This window comes from Neobacillus sp. 114, from assembly GCF_030127045.1.
In the GTDB taxonomy this organism is placed as follows: Bacteria; Bacillota; Bacilli; order Bacillales; family Cytobacillaceae; genus Neobacillus; species Neobacillus rhizophilus.
In genome coordinates this window covers 2,312,355-2,327,977 of sequence record NZ_CP126144.1, presented here as the reverse complement: position 1 = coordinate 2,327,977, position 15,623 = coordinate 2,312,355, and the positions used below count along the sequence as shown (strand labels likewise).

12 protein-coding genes, 1 tRNA gene and 1 pseudogene are annotated in these 15,623 nt (G+C 37.8%); 3 read left to right on the top strand and 11 right to left on the bottom strand.

Translation table 11 applies throughout. The features are described from left to right. Window positions 1-93: 93 nt before the first annotated feature. The gene (locus QNN06_RS11635) at window positions 94-1,539 is read right to left on the bottom strand and encodes a DEAD/DEAH box helicase (protein WP_284037587.1); all 1,446 of its coding nucleotides are present in this window, start codon (window positions 1,537-1,539) and stop codon (window positions 94-96) included. A 311-nt stretch (window positions 1,540-1,850) separates the two neighbouring features. On the opposite strand from QNN06_RS11635, the gene QNN06_RS11630 reads away from it, so the two are divergent. Next, entirely contained in the window at window positions 1,851-2,753 is a 903-nt protein-coding gene (locus tag QNN06_RS11630) for a LysR family transcriptional regulator (RefSeq protein ID WP_217037213.1), read from the top strand. A gap of 92 nt (window positions 2,754-2,845) precedes the next feature. Here the strand turns inward: QNN06_RS11630 and QNN06_RS11625 are convergent, their stop codons facing one another. The 9 genes and pseudogenes from QNN06_RS11625 to QNN06_RS11585 all read right to left on the bottom strand — a co-directional run. Beyond that, window positions 2,846-4,126, bottom strand: coding sequence for a TRAP transporter large permease (locus QNN06_RS11625; protein ID WP_213116200.1), 1,281 nt, complete (start codon window positions 4,124-4,126; stop codon window positions 2,846-2,848). 1 nt (window position 4,127) lies between these two features. Further along, window positions 4,128-4,634 carry a TRAP transporter small permease gene (locus QNN06_RS11620; RefSeq protein WP_213116201.1) on the bottom strand — a complete coding sequence of 169 codons (507 nt, stop codon included), beginning with the start codon at window positions 4,632-4,634 and terminating at the stop codon, window positions 4,128-4,130. 94 nt (window positions 4,635-4,728) lie between these two features. Beyond that, window positions 4,729-5,769 (bottom strand): TRAP transporter substrate-binding protein, encoded by a 1,041-nt coding sequence (locus QNN06_RS11615; protein ID WP_213116202.1) that lies wholly within the window; start codon window positions 5,767-5,769, stop codon window positions 4,729-4,731. 11 nt (window positions 5,770-5,780) lie between these two features. After that, on the bottom strand, window positions 5,781-7,199 hold the full coding sequence (locus tag QNN06_RS11610) for an MmgE/PrpD family protein (RefSeq protein WP_213116203.1): 1,419 nt from the start codon (window positions 7,197-7,199) through the stop codon (window positions 5,781-5,783). A 12-nt stretch (window positions 7,200-7,211) separates the two neighbouring features. Continuing rightward, entirely contained in the window at window positions 7,212-7,997 is a 786-nt protein-coding gene (locus tag QNN06_RS11605) for an enoyl-CoA hydratase/isomerase family protein (RefSeq protein ID WP_213116204.1), read from the bottom strand. A gap of 28 nt (window positions 7,998-8,025) precedes the next feature. Next, the gene (locus tag QNN06_RS11600; RefSeq protein ID WP_284037586.1) at window positions 8,026-9,186 is read right to left on the bottom strand and encodes an acyl-CoA dehydrogenase family protein; all 1,161 of its coding nucleotides are present in this window, start codon (window positions 9,184-9,186) and stop codon (window positions 8,026-8,028) included. A gap of 44 nt (window positions 9,187-9,230) precedes the next feature. After that, window positions 9,231-10,163 carry a hydroxymethylglutaryl-CoA lyase gene (locus tag QNN06_RS11595; protein WP_213116206.1) on the bottom strand — a complete coding sequence of 311 codons (933 nt, stop codon included), beginning with the start codon at window positions 10,161-10,163 and terminating at the stop codon, window positions 9,231-9,233. Window positions 10,164-10,178: 15 nt separating this feature from the next. Beyond that, the gene (locus tag QNN06_RS11590) at window positions 10,179-11,372 is read right to left on the bottom strand and encodes a CaiB/BaiF CoA transferase family protein (RefSeq protein ID WP_213116207.1); all 1,194 of its coding nucleotides are present in this window, start codon (window positions 11,370-11,372) and stop codon (window positions 10,179-10,181) included. A 583-nt stretch (window positions 11,373-11,955) separates the two neighbouring features. Then, window positions 11,956-12,186 (bottom strand): annotated as a pseudogene (locus QNN06_RS11585) (restriction endonuclease subunit S); the annotation flags it as partial. Between the two features lie 660 nt (window positions 12,187-12,846). On the opposite strand from QNN06_RS11585, the gene QNN06_RS11580 reads away from it, so the two are divergent. Continuing rightward, window positions 12,847-14,400, top strand: coding sequence for an ABC-F family ATP-binding cassette domain-containing protein (locus tag QNN06_RS11580; RefSeq protein ID WP_284037585.1), 1,554 nt, complete (start codon window positions 12,847-12,849; stop codon window positions 14,398-14,400). 176 nt (window positions 14,401-14,576) lie between these two features. Here the strand turns inward: QNN06_RS11580 and QNN06_RS11575 are convergent. Further along, window positions 14,577-14,673, bottom strand: a tRNA-Sec gene (locus QNN06_RS11575). Window positions 14,674-14,917: 244 nt separating this feature from the next. On the opposite strand from QNN06_RS11575, the gene QNN06_RS11570 reads away from it, so the two are divergent. After that, on the top strand, window positions 14,918-15,349 hold the full coding sequence (locus tag QNN06_RS11570; RefSeq protein ID WP_217037217.1) for a DUF2621 domain-containing protein: 432 nt from the start codon (window positions 14,918-14,920) through the stop codon (window positions 15,347-15,349). Window positions 15,350-15,623: the final 274 nt, after the last annotated feature.

The window sequence follows — 15,623 nt, the reverse complement described above, 5'->3', positions numbered from 1 at the left end:
CATCAGTGAAAAATTCACCGAAAAATAATGCCTGACCCCCGGCGCAGTAACGCTTAAAATGTCGGAGGTCAGGCACTGGAATTCAGTGTATAATTATTTTAGGGCTTTACTAACTTTTAGCTTCTTCCCTTTTATGGTTGTATTCTCCATGGCTTGTAAAACGAGAGAGCCTTTTCCATTTAGAATATCAACATAGGACATTTGATCCTGGATAGTAATTATCCCAATATCATCGGCAGTTACTCCAGGAATTTTCGCAATCGTTCCAACAAAATCTACTGCTCGAAGCTTCTTCTTTTTTCCACCGCCAAAATATAGTTTCATGATATCTTGGTTAATTCTGGCGGTTTTATTATTTCTTACGACCCGTCGGCCGCTGATTTTTTCCTCGAAAGCAGCTTTTTTATCAGCAACTTCGTGCGGATTAGGTGCATCCATTATTGGTATTTCAAAGCCAATATACCGTTCAATATCTTTAACGAATTTTCCTTCATAAGGTGTCGCAAACGTAATCGCTTTTCCTTCATTTCCTGCGCGACCGGTTCGGCCTGTCCGGTGGACATAACTCTCTTTTTCCATTGGAACATCATAGTTGATAACAAGTGTCACATTATCAATATCAATCCCTCGTGCTGCTACGTCGGTGGCAACTAAATAACGAAAATTTCCCATTTTGAAACCATCCATTACGGCAAACCGATCTTGTTGTTCTAATCCGCCATGGAGTCTTTCACAAGAATAATCGGATTCTTCCAATTTGGCATAGACAGTATCGACATGTTCTTTAGTTCGGCAAAAAATAAGACAGCTGTCTGGATTTTCAACGACAGTGACGGCCTTAAGGAGTGGAATTTTTTCATCTTCCGTCACTTCAATTAAACGATGTTCTATTGTATCCGCCGTGACACCGGCAGCCTCAATCTCGACATTAATAGGATTTTCCATATACTTATGGCAGAGTTTTTCAACATCCTTAGGTAATGTTGCCGAAAATACCATTGTTACTCTGTTTAAAGGGAGTTCATTGATAATTGTTTCTACTTCATCGATAAAACCCATATTAAGCATTTCATCAGCTTCATCTATAATGAGATACTTTATTTTATCTAGAACTAGGGTCCCTCTTTCAATATGATCCATAACTCGTCCTGGGGTACCAACAACTACATGGGTTTTTTGTTTCAATTCTTCTTTTTGTTTCGTAAAAGGTTCTTTTCCGTAAACAGCCATTGCTTTGATTCGTTTAAACCTTCCAATATTCGTGATGTCATCGCGAACTTGAACTGCCAATTCTCTGGTTGGTGTAAGAATTAAGACCTGTGGCAGTTTTTCTTCCCATTGGATCAGTTCGCAAATAGGTATTCCAAAAGACGCAGTCTTGCCGCTGCCTGTTTGAGATTTTACAACAAGATCTTGATTTGCCAATGCTAACGGAATGACTTTACCCTGAACCTCTGTCGGAGCTTCATATTTTAATACCTCTAAAGATCTTCTTATTTCATCGCTTAAATTATAAACCTCAAAACTAGTTTCACTCATGTATTAACCTCGTTTTTTATGTATTATCCGGCTTATATATAGGATTTCTCTCGAAGAAATATCATATGCATAATCTGAATAATAGTCATTATACTTGAAATGAGGGGAAAAACGAACAGTGAAAAACACTGTTGCAGCTGGGGGATTCAAAATGGGCAGTAAAACTCAAAAGTGGCTTTAGTAAATTCCATAAGAGATTAAATATTCCGATTTGTATAAATATTTAATTTCATTTCATTGTATTTCCACAGAGTCTAAGATAAAATTTTGATTAATATATATCTAAATTCTATAGGTGTGGGGTGAGAGTCTTGGAACCCAAAATCCTTCGCTATGTGATTATGCTAGCAAATGAGAAAAACTTTTCAAAAGCTGCGGAAAAACTTCATATGGCGCAGCCCTCCTTAAGTTATCAAATTATGAAACTAGAAAATGAGCTTGGTACTCAATTATTCAATAGAGGTCATGGTGAAGTACAACTGACCTATACAGGAAAAGTTTTTGTTGAACACGCCTTAAAAATAAATGATCAATTCAATCAGTTAAAAAAACAAATCGATGATGTAACCGATATGCAGAAAGGTCAGTTGTGTATTGGGAGTTTGGCAACAACAGGTGCATACTTATTACCTGAAGCCATTTCAGCATTTAAATATAAATATCCTGGAATAGAACTTGTCCTCCTTGAAGATAATGCTCCCAACCTAGAATTACTGGTGTTACGGGGGCAGGTTGAAATTAGCTTACAATCTATGCCCATAACACATAAAGAACTTGAAATAGAAACCATACTAGAAGACGATGTTTATCTCGCCGTTCCTCCTTCACATCCTCTAGCCAAATCTAAAAAGGTGAATTTGAGTGATTTTCAAGAAGAGTTCTTTATCCTATTAAAAAAAGAGTCTTCATTTAGAATAGAAACGGAGAATCTATGTAGAAAGGCTGGTTTTGAACCAACGATTATATTCGAAAGTATTAATATATTGACTTGTCTTTCTCTAGTATCAACAGGGATGGGAATTACCTTCGTCCCGGGTATGGTAATAAAAAACACGCCGGCTCCCCAACCGTTAGTTTATTTGCCAGTTCGTTTGGCTAACAACCATAAGAGAAAAGTCGTGTTTGTTTACAAGAATGGAAGGTATCTTTCTAAAGCAGCGCGTTCCTTTATCGACATTATGAAAATAGTTACCAATTCGAAATACACCGGTTAAAAGAAGACTAAATTAAAAAAATGTGGATAATATTCTTGAAAAACCCTCGAAATTATCCACATTAAAGTGTATGAACTTTATATTTTATACCATTACAGAATGCCAATTGCTACTGAAGGGAAAATCCAAACAATAACAAGTACTAGTACAGCAAAAAGCGCGAATGGCAAGACGCTTTTCATGATTAATTCTAAAGGTTCTTCGGGCATGATAGATTTGATTGCAAATAGGTTCATCCCCACAGGTGGAGTAATTACAGCAAGTTCCATATTTAATACCATAATAATTCCGAACCAAACAGGATCATATCCCATAGCCATTGCAATCGGAAAAAAGATAGGTGTCGTAATTAATAATATAGAAACTACCTCTAAAAACATACCCATAATGATCCAGATGATATTCATAATGAGCAGGACCAGTAATGGACTTACTGATAGTCCAATAAGAACATCTGATAAATACTTTGGAAGACCCACTAAAGTTAGAGCGGCACCAAAGACAAGTGCGCCAACAACGATGCTCAGAAGCATAGCCGTTGTTTTTACAGATTCCACTAGAACATTCCCTAAGTCCTTAATACTTAAATTTTTATGAATAAAGACTGTTAAAACTAAGGCATAAATCACACCAACTGCAGCTGCTTCTGTAGGTGTGTAAATTCCTTTATAAATTCCACCAAGAACAACCACTGGCAGCAACATATCAGGAAGAGCTTTAAGCGTGTTACGCAGTCGATCACTAGTCAAATGAGATGAATCAATATTGAGACCCCGAGGTGCTTTCATCGCCGTCCAAATGGAAAGAATAAAAGCCAAAATTAATCCGGGAATAATACCCGCCATAAATAGCTTACCCGGTGATGTATTAGTTAATGATGCATAAAGAATAAGCGGAATACTAGGCGGGATAAGGATACCTAACGAACCACCGATAGCCGAAAGACCATAGGTAAGTCCTTTGGAATATTTTTGTTTTTTCATTTCAGGAATAGCGATTTTTCCAATTGTCAGTACGGAAGTCATACTCGATCCAACAATGGCAGCAAAAAAGGTATAAGCTGCAACAGTAGCAACACCGGTTCCTCCACGAACTCGGTGTAACCAAGAATTAGCTACCCAAAATATGCGTTCTCCACTTTTACCCTGATATAAAATCTCCCCCATCAGAATATATAGTGGGATGGCTACAAAAACAAATTCAGATAATGACTTGTATAGAGTCATAGGTACCTGAATCATAAACTGATCGCCTACCGTAAAAAGGATTGTTAACAAACCGGACAGTCCTAGTGAAAACCCAATAGGTACACCTAAGATCAAACAAATCAATAGAGCAGCTAGCAATATAAGTATCGATGTTAAAGAGATCATTTTATACACTCCTTTCCGTTTTAAGCTGTTCTGGCATCCAAGCTTGGATTACTGAACATACCGCTGCAATTACAAGAAGAACCCCACCAATACAGATAAATGAATAGGGTATCCATAAAGGGATTTCAAGGAGGGTAGGTGACCCCATACCTAATCTAAAAGCATTTTTGGTATATTGATATCCGTACACTACAAGTACAATGGAGTAAGGGAGAATTAGAAACGCTGAAAAGGCTTCCAAAATTTTTCGTGGAGTCCCCTTCAATCTTTCGATTAAAAACGTTACACGCAACTGCTTTCCTTCCATTTGAATACAACCCATTGTGAAAAACACAATAAATTGTAAAATATAGGTTGATACTTCATTTGCCCAGATTGTAGGAGAATTAAAAATATACCTGGCTACTACATCATAAAAAATAGAAATAGCTAAAATTGCCATTAAAGATGCTGAAATATAGACGCAAGTATGTTGAACCTTATAGATCATTTTTAAGAAAAAATGCATTTGCTTTTCACCCTCCTTGTTTAAAGTTTTGGTACGGGAGGATCCATCCTCCCGTACCTATTATTCAATGAATGTAGCAATTTACTGATTCGTGTTAGTTTGCCTTTTGAGCTGCATCATATAGCTGTTTCCCCGTATCCCCTGATTTTTTTAAATAATAATCATAACGGCCCTTTACTGAATCTACCCATTTCTTCCGATCTTCCGCAGATGGTTTATAAAGCTCCAATCCCTTAGCGGAAAGTTTTTGTAGATACTCTTCAGCATCACTTTTAGCCTTTTCGCGAGAAGCTTTCTGCGCTGTCTCGGAAGCTTTTAGCACTGCATTTTGTACATCCTCTGGAAGCTTATTCCACCAATCCATATTTACAACCGACTGGAAGGGAAGGTAATGTATTTGCATATCAGTCCCATATTTTGTTACCTCGGTAAGTCCCCGGTCTACAACAGATGATGGTCCAGTTGAGTATCCATCTATGGTCCCTTGCTGCATGGCCTGATAAACTTCTTGGGAACTCATACTAACGGGCGATGCCCCTATTTCTTCTAACATAAGGGCGTTCCCTTTGCCAAATGCCCTCATTTTTAATCCCTTTAGATTTTCAGGCAGCTTTATTGTCTTATTCGCATATAATTCCACCGTTCCGTATTGTGCAAAGCCAATCATTTTCATGTTATACTTTTCTAACTGCTTACCAAATAGTTTTCCATATTCCCCATCCTCAGCTGCCCACTCTGCTTCCCATGAATCAAATAGGAAAGGTAAGTCAACAATACGCAGAGGCTCTGCATCTTCCCCTGCAAGAAAACCAACGTTTAATTGTCCAATTTCAACCGCTCCGTTACTTACCGCATCTGGTAATTGTTGGTCATTATATAACTGACCGTTTGGAAAGGTTTGAGGATTCAATTTAATAGAGGTATTTGCTGTATTTTTCTTAATTTCCTTTGCTAGCTCTTCAAAATAAATCCCTGTAGAATGTTCGGCTGGCAAATTATAGGAAATTCGTACATCCATCTCTTTTTGTGCGTCCCCATTTTGTTTTGAGGAGGTTTCCGAGGATTTACCGCATCCTGCAAGGATGAGAAGCAAAATCGTACCAATTAGTATACTTTTATTCCAAAATTTAAACATATTGAGCCTCCCTATTTTTTATTAATTAAATGAAATTCACGTAACTCTATCAACCAGCTACCAAATTTATCATAATCCTCTATTAATAAACCTTTATTAAATAGGTTACTAGCCCTTTCACCCAGATAAGCGGAATTATCTATACCTGATTTCTTTATCCAATGAGCGATACAGTCCTGCCATTTCAAACGAAGATCCTCTTGACTTAACGGGCTTTCCTTAGACCCTGGTGTAAGCAAAATGTCTTTTTTCAATATTCCATTCTTCGTTGTGACAAGAATCTGGATTGGATTTTTTTCTAAATCATGCCCTAGAAGTATCTCACCTTCCTCCTCGATGGCTTTAACCTGTGGTAAAAGTTGTTGAATTTCAGGCGTTTGTACCTGATCATCTTCAAACGTAGATAATCCTACATGACCATCTCTGATTGCAGCTAACACGGTATATTCAGCACTAAACTTTCCTTGTAAGCCTGTTTTCGGGAGATGATGTATTAATGCGACCAGCCCGGCTGGCGGCGTTACAATTTTTATTCCCATTACATCACTTAATTCAAGTTGAAACTCGTCCTTTAGATCTAACGCCCCTTGAATCATTCGATGTGTGAGGTAACAGCATGGGAACTTCTTAATAGAAAGACCTGCTTCTAGTATGCTATACGGTTTTCCAAACTGAATACCATCTATTAAATTCACCTTTTCCATTCCACCGCTAAATGAAAAGAAAAAGCCTCTACTTTCAAAAACATCCTTATTTGCGGTTAACCCTTGTTTAGCTAGCCATGCTGCTTGAAGACCATGTGAACTAGCTAGTCCTACATGGAACGGTTTAGTCATCGTACCAAAATTTTTCTGCAACCCTCCGGACATCGAGCATGCGATTCCAATTGCATGGGCAATCTGATCACGATTTAAATTCATGAGGTAGGCACAAGCAGCCGCAGCTCCAATGGTCCCAAGCGTATCTGTAGCATGCCATCCTAAGTCATAATGCTTGTGCCCCATGACAAGTCCTAACTTTATCATTACTTCAGTTCCGATAGCATAAGCAGTTATGACATCTTTACTCGAACACTGTAGATGCTCTGCAAGCGGAATGACTGCTGCTAGAATCGGTGCACTTGGATGAGCAAGGATACTAGGAGATACATCATCATAGTCTAAGGCGTGACTCGCTGTCCCATTAATAAGCGCCGCATATTCCAATTCCGTAAAACTTGGTTCTCCTAAAAGCGATGCTTTTTTAGATGGATTCTCTGACATGTACCCGCGTTTTACAATCTGAACAACGGGTTCGTTCCATCCCGCCACAGCAACACCAACAGTGTCCAAAATGGCATATTTAGCTTGTAATATCAATTTTTCCGGCAATTGTTGATAATGGCATGTTGTTATATATTCTACTAATCTATCTATTAGGGAAGATGGCATTCATCAACCCTCCTATCTGTTTTTCCATTTTGGTTTTCTTTTTTCATTAAATGCTGCTACCCCTTCTAACCTATCCTCGGTTGGAACCAACACATTATAGGCAGCAATATCAAGAGCATAAGCGGTATGGAAATCTACTTCAGTTCCTCTATTCATGGCCATTTTTGCCATTTTTATAGATAATGGGGCACTTTCTGCTATTTGGACAGCCAATTCTAGCGCTGTTTTCATAGCTTCCCCTTTTGAAACAATACGATTGACTAAACCCCATTCATAGGCAAGTTGAGCGTCAATCTGCCGGCCTGTAAAAATCATTTCCTTAGCTCTTCGTATCCCTATGCTTCTTGGCAAGTTTTGCAATCCCCCTCCGCCTGGCATAATACCTCTGGTTGTTTCAGTCAGAGCAAATTTAGCCGTTTCAGAAGCGATAATAAAATCACTCATAAGCGCTAGTTCACATCCACCCGCAAATGCATAACCCTCGACTGCCGTTATCACTGGGATTGGAAAATCTCTAACGCATAGGAACAATTCTTCTATTAAATGATGCTGCTTCTTCCAATCTTCATCTGACATGCCATTTCTTTCTTTTAAATCCCCACCTGAACAGAAAGCCTTTTCCCCTGCTCCGGTTAAAACAATACATCTTAGATCCTCATTATGTGATTGTTCTCTAAAAAGCTGCAGTAACTCCTTAAAAAGCTGTGTATTTAATGCATTCATAACCTCAGGTCTATTAAGCGTAACCGTCAAAATTTCATTTGCTGCTCCCTTATATTCTATTAGAAGGTCACTCATTCTATTTTTTTCTCCTTTTCCGCCCAAATTAATAAGATCTTGGTAATTTCAAACTATGCTCAGCAATATAACTCAATACTAGGTTATTGGAGATCGGGGCCGTACGGAATAAACGAGTTTCTCGCCATTTCCGTTCAATATGATATTCTTCTGCTACTCCGTATCCACCAAATGTAGTCATCGTTACGTCTCCAGCTTCCCAGGATGCCTCTGATGCCAAATATTTAGCCATATTCGCTTCCTCTCCGCAAGGAAGTCCGTTATCAAACTTTGATGCTGCTTTAAAATTCATCGTTTCAGCTGCTTGGACAGCCATGTAAGCTTTCGCAATAGGGAACTGGATACCCTGATTTTTCCCAATAGGACGATCAAAAACGACTCGTTCATTTGCATATCTTACTGCCTGTTCTATGAACCACTTTCCATCCCCTATGCATTCACTTGCAACTAAAATTCTCTCTGCATTAATTCCATCTAGTAAGTAGTAGAACCCTTTTCCCTCCTCGCCTACTAAACAGTTCTCGGGTACTTCCAATTCATTTATAAAAAGTATATTTGTCTCATGATTTATCATGGTCTTGATCGGTTTGGCCTCAATTGCACTTCCTACTTTTCTTAAGTCAATTAAAAAAAGACTCATCCCGTCAATTTTCCTTTTTACTTGTTCTAATGGTGTTGTCCGTGCAAGCAATAAAATCATGTCCGAATGCTGATAACGAGAAATAAAGATTTTTTGCCCATTAATGACATATCCATTATCTGTTTTTCTCGCAAACGTTTTAATCTTAGTTGTATCCGAACCAGCATCGGGTTCTGTGATACCGAAGGCCTGTAAACGCAGGGTTCCGTTTGCAATTAACGGTAAATATTTTTCCTTTTGTTCCTTACTTCCATGCCTAAGAACAGAGCCCATAGTATACATTTGCGCATGACAAGCCGCTCCGAGGCCGCCTGAACGATTAATCTCCTCTAATACAATCGCTGCCTCTGTCATACCCAAACCAGCCCCGCCATATTCCTCTGGAATAAGTATTCCTAACCATCCTGCTTCGCTCATTGATCTTACAAATTCCTCTGGATACACACCCTCTTTATCACAATTGCTCCAATAGTTCAAATCAAATCGCGAACATAAAGACCTCACACCTAAACGAATCTCATTCTGTAAGTCATTAAATTCAAAGTTCACCTTAAATCCTCCCATTCTTAATATGAAAATATTAAATAATGAATCTATCTTCTTAGAAGTCCCCCTCTTAAAAGATGTCCTGGCAGTGAATGACCAACGATCATTTCTGCCGCGGAAACGTTTTCAATTAATAAATCAAGATTGATCCCTGTGCCGATACCTAGTTCCATACACATAAAGACAAAATCTTCTGTGGCAATATTTCCAGCAGCACCTTTGACTGCCGCAAATGGACAGCCGCCTAACCCGCCAAGTGCGGTTTCAAATTCATTCACTCCTTCCTCCATTGCTGCATAAGCATTAGCCATTCCGAGACCACGTGTATCATGAAGATGCAAAAGAATTTTAATTTGTGGCCATTCATTTCTTATCGTATAGATCATGTTTTTTATTTGTTGCGGGTTCGCCCACCCCATGGTATCAGCCAACTTAAATTTTTGGATTGTTTCCCCATTTTCCTCTGCCATTTGGACGGTTCGCCTTAGAATATCCAATATTTTCCGTTGTTCTATATCCCCTTCAAAATTACAGCCAAATGCTGCCATAACTGCAATCTGTTCTACCGGAATTTTATATTCCTTATATGCTTGAATCCAGGAAGGAATAGTTGATAAGGTTTCTTTAATGTCTTTATTCGTATTCCTTTTTGAGAACGTATTACTTGCCGTAAGCATTAACACTCCATCCAATGTCACACTGTTCTGATATGCCCTATGTAATCCCTTTATATTAAGATATACAGTCCTATACGATACCCCTTCTTTCCTTTTTATTTGGGATAATACTTCTTCTGCATCTGCCATTTGGGGTACCCATTTCGGACTAACAAAGGAAGTTACTTCGATGCTTGTGAGTCCGGTTTCGCTAAGACCGTTAACCAATTTCACTTTATCATTCGTGGAAATAAGGCCATCTTCTATCTGGAATCCCTCTCGGGGGCCAACTTCATAAATAACGACACTTTTAGGTAATCCCACTTTTTGTTCTCCTTCCTACCCTCCAACAACTTTTTCAGTTTTAAGTAATTCAATTTCTTCTGAATTGTATCCAGCTTGCTTTAAAATCTCTTCGGTATGTTCACCAAGCAAAGGTGGCGGCAAACGGAAAGTACTTCTTTGATTATTGATGCGGATAGGTAGATCAATTATTTTAAAATTTGAAATTCTGAATCCATCTATTTTCTTTATTATTTCTAATGAATTAATTTGTTCGTCTTCATATACATCGTTAGTCGAATTAATAGGACTACAAGGGACATTTGCTTGTTGGAGAATTTTTATTATTGATGTAGTATTGAACCCAAGGCAGCGCTCTTCTACGGTCTGATGCAATTCTTTACGATTTGCAACTCTATTTTTATTACTTTCAAATCTCGGATCATTTAATAGCTCAGGTATACCAAGGGCATGGCATAAAGATGAAAAGAGACGATTGTTACCAGCGGCTATAATAACCCAGCTATCCTTGGTTCGAAAAGCCTCATATGGAGCTACCATGGCCGTACCAGTACCAAACTTCTCAGGGACCTTCCTCGTAGCCATATAGTTCGTCAAAGGTAAGTTCATCCATCCTAATCCTGTTTCTAGCAAACTCGCTCCAACTAAACAACCTTTACCCGTGTTTGAACGATTTATAATCGCAGAAAGAATGCCGGTAAGTGCCCACATACCAGTTGCCATATCAATAATAGAAACCCCAACTCGAGCAGGATCATCACCGGGGTTTCCAGTAACACTCATAATTCCCGTATATGCTTGAATAAGAGGATCATAACCTGGATATGCCCGTAATGGACCTGATTCACCAAATGCACTGATTGAGGTATAAATTAATGAAGGGTTAATTTTTGCTAGTTGTTCATATCCTAGTCCACGCTTCTCGGCGCTGCCTGGTTTTAAACTGTGAATGAATACATCCGCATGTTCCACTAATTTTTTTATGACTTCCTGGCCTTTTGAATCATTTGCATCTATACAGACACTCTTTTTATTTCTGTTGAATGCAAGAAAAGCGGTCGCTTCATCCTCCCATGAAGGCGAATTCCATTGTCTAGTATCATCTCCGGTACCTGGACGTTCAATTTTAATGATCGTTGCTCCAAGGTCTCCCAATAACTGGGTACAATAAGGTCCTGCAACATTTTGCGTCCAATCGATCACCGTAATATTTTCAAGAATGTTTGACATTGTTTGCATCACCTTTCGTTAAATTTATATATCTTTAAATCTAATACAGTTTGTAATTTCATTACTTTCTTCCCTATTATTCTGAATTAACTTAATTTCAAACACCCCTAATAGTTATACTATTTATAACATTCAGAAAAATATAAGTCTAAGATATAATTTCTATTATCATTATTAAGATTTTCTATAGCTTATATAAACCTACGTTTATTTGTACTAGGAATCAAATTTGATAAACAATGTGTGATCATACATTTATGAATTTTATGGTAAAACATGATTTAGAAATATAATATTAGAACTAATCAAACCTCCTATTTCAAGTGTGGGAATCATAAGTACATGGTGTGCATGAGGAGTTAAACAGTATTTGGAATTGGTTTCTTCGTTGTCTCGGTATTAGATTGGACGGAAATTTATCTTAATATGAGGGGATATCTAACAATTAATCCATTGATTATAAATCATTTTTGCCTTAAAAAAAGCTGCCGCTTAACCATGTGAGGTGAACTGCTTCATCAAGGAGCTTTATTTTGAAACAGGAAAAGCACCATTCCATTTAGTTTGGAAGGTGCTGTTTACATTAGATAAACATTTGTTGCATGAAGGCTTGTTTTTGATTAACTAATTGATGTTTTAAAATTTCTTTTTGTATTTTTTTATCAAGTATTTTTATAAATTCAGCAATCCTTTGCTGTTCTTCAATAATTGGAAATTCAGATTCGAACTCAATTAATTTTGAAAAGTACATATAGGTTCTAGAACCACCTTGTTGTTGAAGTAACCCATTCGTTTCCATAAAAATAACCTCCGATAAAAAATTATTCGGAGCTTTAAGGAAAAGTTCTTTACAGTCTTACAGTAGATAAGTTTGAAACTGTGAAGGAATATGTAAAAACTTTAATCAAAGGAAAGCTGCTAAACACTCAATACAATTGACTTAATGGCGGGAATGCGTGGGAATCGAACCCACCAGACCTGGCACGTATGCCTCAAGCAGTTATGAAGTTAGAGGATAGGTTTTATTTCTTCTAGGTATTTTTTGATAACTTAATTTAAAGGAATTTACCAATTGGTTTCATATTTCCAAATATGACACCATCAAACACTAGAAATTTCCACATTCCACATGTGCAGAGTGTATGTGGCAACACATGGGGTGTTAATGAGTTTACACTTGTTTTAAAAAGATTTTAATTAAGAACTCAACCAATTCTTTCGTTTTTTATAAAGTTATTCCCAAATGAGAATAACTCATATCTTGCCTCCAGGTTCGGTTGTATAATAGACTTACCCAATTGTTATACGCCCAAGTTAGTATAATTCAATAATCTAATTTAAATAAGAAGGGGGCAGACTTCAATTTAGCCCCAAAATCGAATTTACATTTTTCACAAAAATAACTTTAAGATAGAAAAAGCAGCTAAAATCTAGTAAGATATCCACATGTGATATTAGATAAGGGGTTAAAAAAATGAGTGTATTAAACGTAAAAAATTTAAGTCACGGTTTCGGTGATCGTGCGATTTTTAATGATGTGTCTTTTCGACTTTTAAAAGGAGAGCATGTTGGACTAGTTGGGGCAAATGGTGAGGGTAAGTCTACTTTCATGAATATTGTTACTGGGAAGTTGCAACCCGACGAGGGGAAAGTTGAGTGGTCACGAAAAGTTCGTGTAGGTTATTTAGATCAGCATGCTGTACTTCAAAAAGGTACTACGATGCGTGACGCTCTGAGTACTGCTTTTCAATATCTATTTGACGCTGAAGCAGAGATCAATGAACTTTATGCAAAAATGGGTGATGAAGGTGCTGATATCGATGCACTGCTTGCAGAAGTTGGAGAGCTACAAGAAACTCTAGATAGTAATGATTTCTATCAAATTAATTCAAAAGTTGAGGAAGTTGCTCGTGGTCTAGGATTAGACGATGTTGGACTCGATCGAGATGTAGATGATCTTAGCGGTGGGCAACGTACGAAAGTTTTGCTAGCTAAGCTTTTGCTAGAAAAACCTGAAATCCTATTACTAGACGAGCCTACGAACTATTTGGATGAACAGCATATCGAATGGTTGAAGCGCTATTTACAGGAATATGAGAATGCATTTATCTTGATTTCACATGATATTCCATTCTTGAACAATGTTGTAAACTTAATCTATCATATGGAAAACCAAGAGTTAAATCGCTATGTTGGTGACTATGATAACTTCTTAAAAATTCATGAAATGAAGAAGCAACAGCTAGAGTCCGCTTACAAGCGTCAACAACAAGAAATTGCTGATTTGAAGGATTTTGTTGCTCGTAACAAGGCAAGTGTTGCAACTCGTAATATGGCGATGTCTCGTCAGAAGAAGCTCGACAAAATGGAAGTTATCGAATTGGGGAGAGAGAAGCCGAAACCAGAGTTTAACTTCAAAGAAGCTCGTGCAGCTAGTCGTTATATTTTCACGGCTGAAGATCTTGTTATTGGTTACAATGAACCACTTTCTCGCCCTCTGAATTTGAAAATGGAACGCGGACAAAAAATTGCATTCGTGGGTGCAAACGGTATTGGTAAGTCTACTCTTTTAAAAAGTATTCTTGGATTGATTGATCCAATTTCAGGTAAAGTGGAACGTGGTGAATATCAACATATTGGTTACTTCGAGCAGGAAGTTAAACAGTCTAACTACAACACTTGTATTGAAGAGATTTGGAGCGAGTTCCCAAGTATGAATCAGGCTGAAGTCCGAGCTGCTCTTGCAAAATGTGGATTAACGACGAAACATATTGAAAGTAAAATCGAAGTCCTTTCTGGTGGCGAAAAAGCCAAAGTTCGCTTGTGTAAAATTATTAATACAGAAACGAATTTATTAATTCTAGACGAACCTACAAATCACTTGGATGTTGACGCAAAAGAAGAATTGAAGCGTGCTTTAAAGGCATATCGCGGAAGCATCTTGATGGTATCCCATGAACCAGATTTCTATCGTGAAATTGCGACCGATATTTGGAATTGTGAGGATTGGACTACGAAAGTGTTTTAAATAAAGATTAAGGGGTACCCAATGAAAAAAATTCACTTGGGTACCCCTTTTTATGTAGACAGACTCAGTAAAGTAATGAATTAAGCGAGCTCTAGCGAACAGATATAATTAATTTTAATTACGGTTTAAAAAACAAGAGCGACTTCTAATTATTGCTTTAATAATGAATTATTGTATGGCGGGACTGCGTGGGAATCGAACCCACCAGACCTGGCACGCAGGTCTCAAGCAGTTTTGAAGACTGTGGAGGACACCAGTACCCCATCCAGCCCCGTAATAAAAATAAAGTTATTAACAACACGTATTTCGTAATATTATATTACCTTGGAATATAGTATTAATCAACAGATTGGCTTGTATTGTCATTTTTTCGACAACTTTCTTAATAGAAGCAAACTTTAATAATTGCCTTATCAAATAGACTTTTCCATTATCGGCGTTTTATGATAACTTGTCAATTCCCTTAAAAACCGACTATAATGAAGGATGAATATAACGTTTATGTAGGTGAAATAACATGTTTCAACTTCAAGGTTGGTTTTTGTGGTTTATCCTTTTTTGGACATTCTTTTTAATAGGAGCATTTGGCATTGGCGGATTTTTTATGTTCCGTAAATTTTTAAAAAAGCTTCCGAAAGAAGATGGCAAGTCTGATATGGATTGGGAGGAGCATTACGTTAATGAATCCCGCCATTTATGGGGGCCTGAGGAAAAAGCGTTGCTTGAGGATTTAGTCAGCCCTGTTCCAGAATTATTCCGTGATGTCGCGCGGCACAAAATCGCCGGAAAGATTGGCGAGCTTGCCCTAAATGAAAAAGCTTCAAAAATTACAGAAGAATTGGTCATTCGCGGCTATATCCAAGCTACTCCTAAAAGGGATCATAAGTTTTTACGAAAAAAGCTATTTGAGAATAAAATTGATGTTGCTCCGTATGAGCATTTATTTTAGGCCGTTCTTAGGAACGGTTTTTTTGTTTTTATACATAACCATTTCCTGATCACATTTATCTTTCAAACACGAAGAACCCTTCTACGTGACCTTTCCTTCTCACCTTCACCCTTTTCGGGCACATAGATCTCTTCTACGTGACCTTTCCTTCGCATCTTCACCCTTTTCGGTCACGTAGAATTCTTCTACGTGACCTTTCCTTCTCACCTTCACCCTTTTCGGTCACGTAGAACCCTTCTACGTGACCTTTCCTTCTCACCTTCACCTTATTCGG

Excerpts from the sequence above, each read along its gene's own strand:
- QNN06_RS11570 (WP_217037217.1), top strand. The coding sequence starts at position 14,918 with ATGTTTCAACTTCAAGGTTGGTTTTTGTGGTTTATCCTTTTTTGGACA.
- QNN06_RS11610 (WP_213116203.1), bottom strand. The coding sequence starts at position 7,199 with ATGCCATCTTCCCTAATAGATAGATTAGTAGAATATATAACAACATGC.
- QNN06_RS11580 (WP_284037585.1), top strand. The coding sequence starts at position 12,847 with ATGAGTGTATTAAACGTAAAAAATTTAAGTCACGGTTTCGGTGATCGT.
- QNN06_RS11620 (WP_213116201.1), bottom strand. The coding sequence starts at position 4,634 with ATGCATTTTTTCTTAAAAATGATCTATAAGGTTCAACATACTTGCGTC.
- QNN06_RS11590 (WP_213116207.1), bottom strand. The coding sequence starts at position 11,372 with ATGTCAAACATTCTTGAAAATATTACGGTGATCGATTGGACGCAAAAT.
- QNN06_RS11605 (WP_213116204.1), bottom strand. The coding sequence starts at position 7,997 with ATGAGTGACCTTCTAATAGAATATAAGGGAGCAGCAAATGAAATTTTG.
- QNN06_RS11625 (WP_213116200.1), bottom strand. The coding sequence starts at position 4,126 with ATGATCTCTTTAACATCGATACTTATATTGCTAGCTGCTCTATTGATT.
- QNN06_RS11615 (WP_213116202.1), bottom strand. The coding sequence starts at position 5,769 with ATGTTTAAATTTTGGAATAAAAGTATACTAATTGGTACGATTTTGCTT.
- QNN06_RS11635 (WP_284037587.1), bottom strand. The coding sequence starts at position 1,539 with ATGAGTGAAACTAGTTTTGAGGTTTATAATTTAAGCGATGAAATAAGA.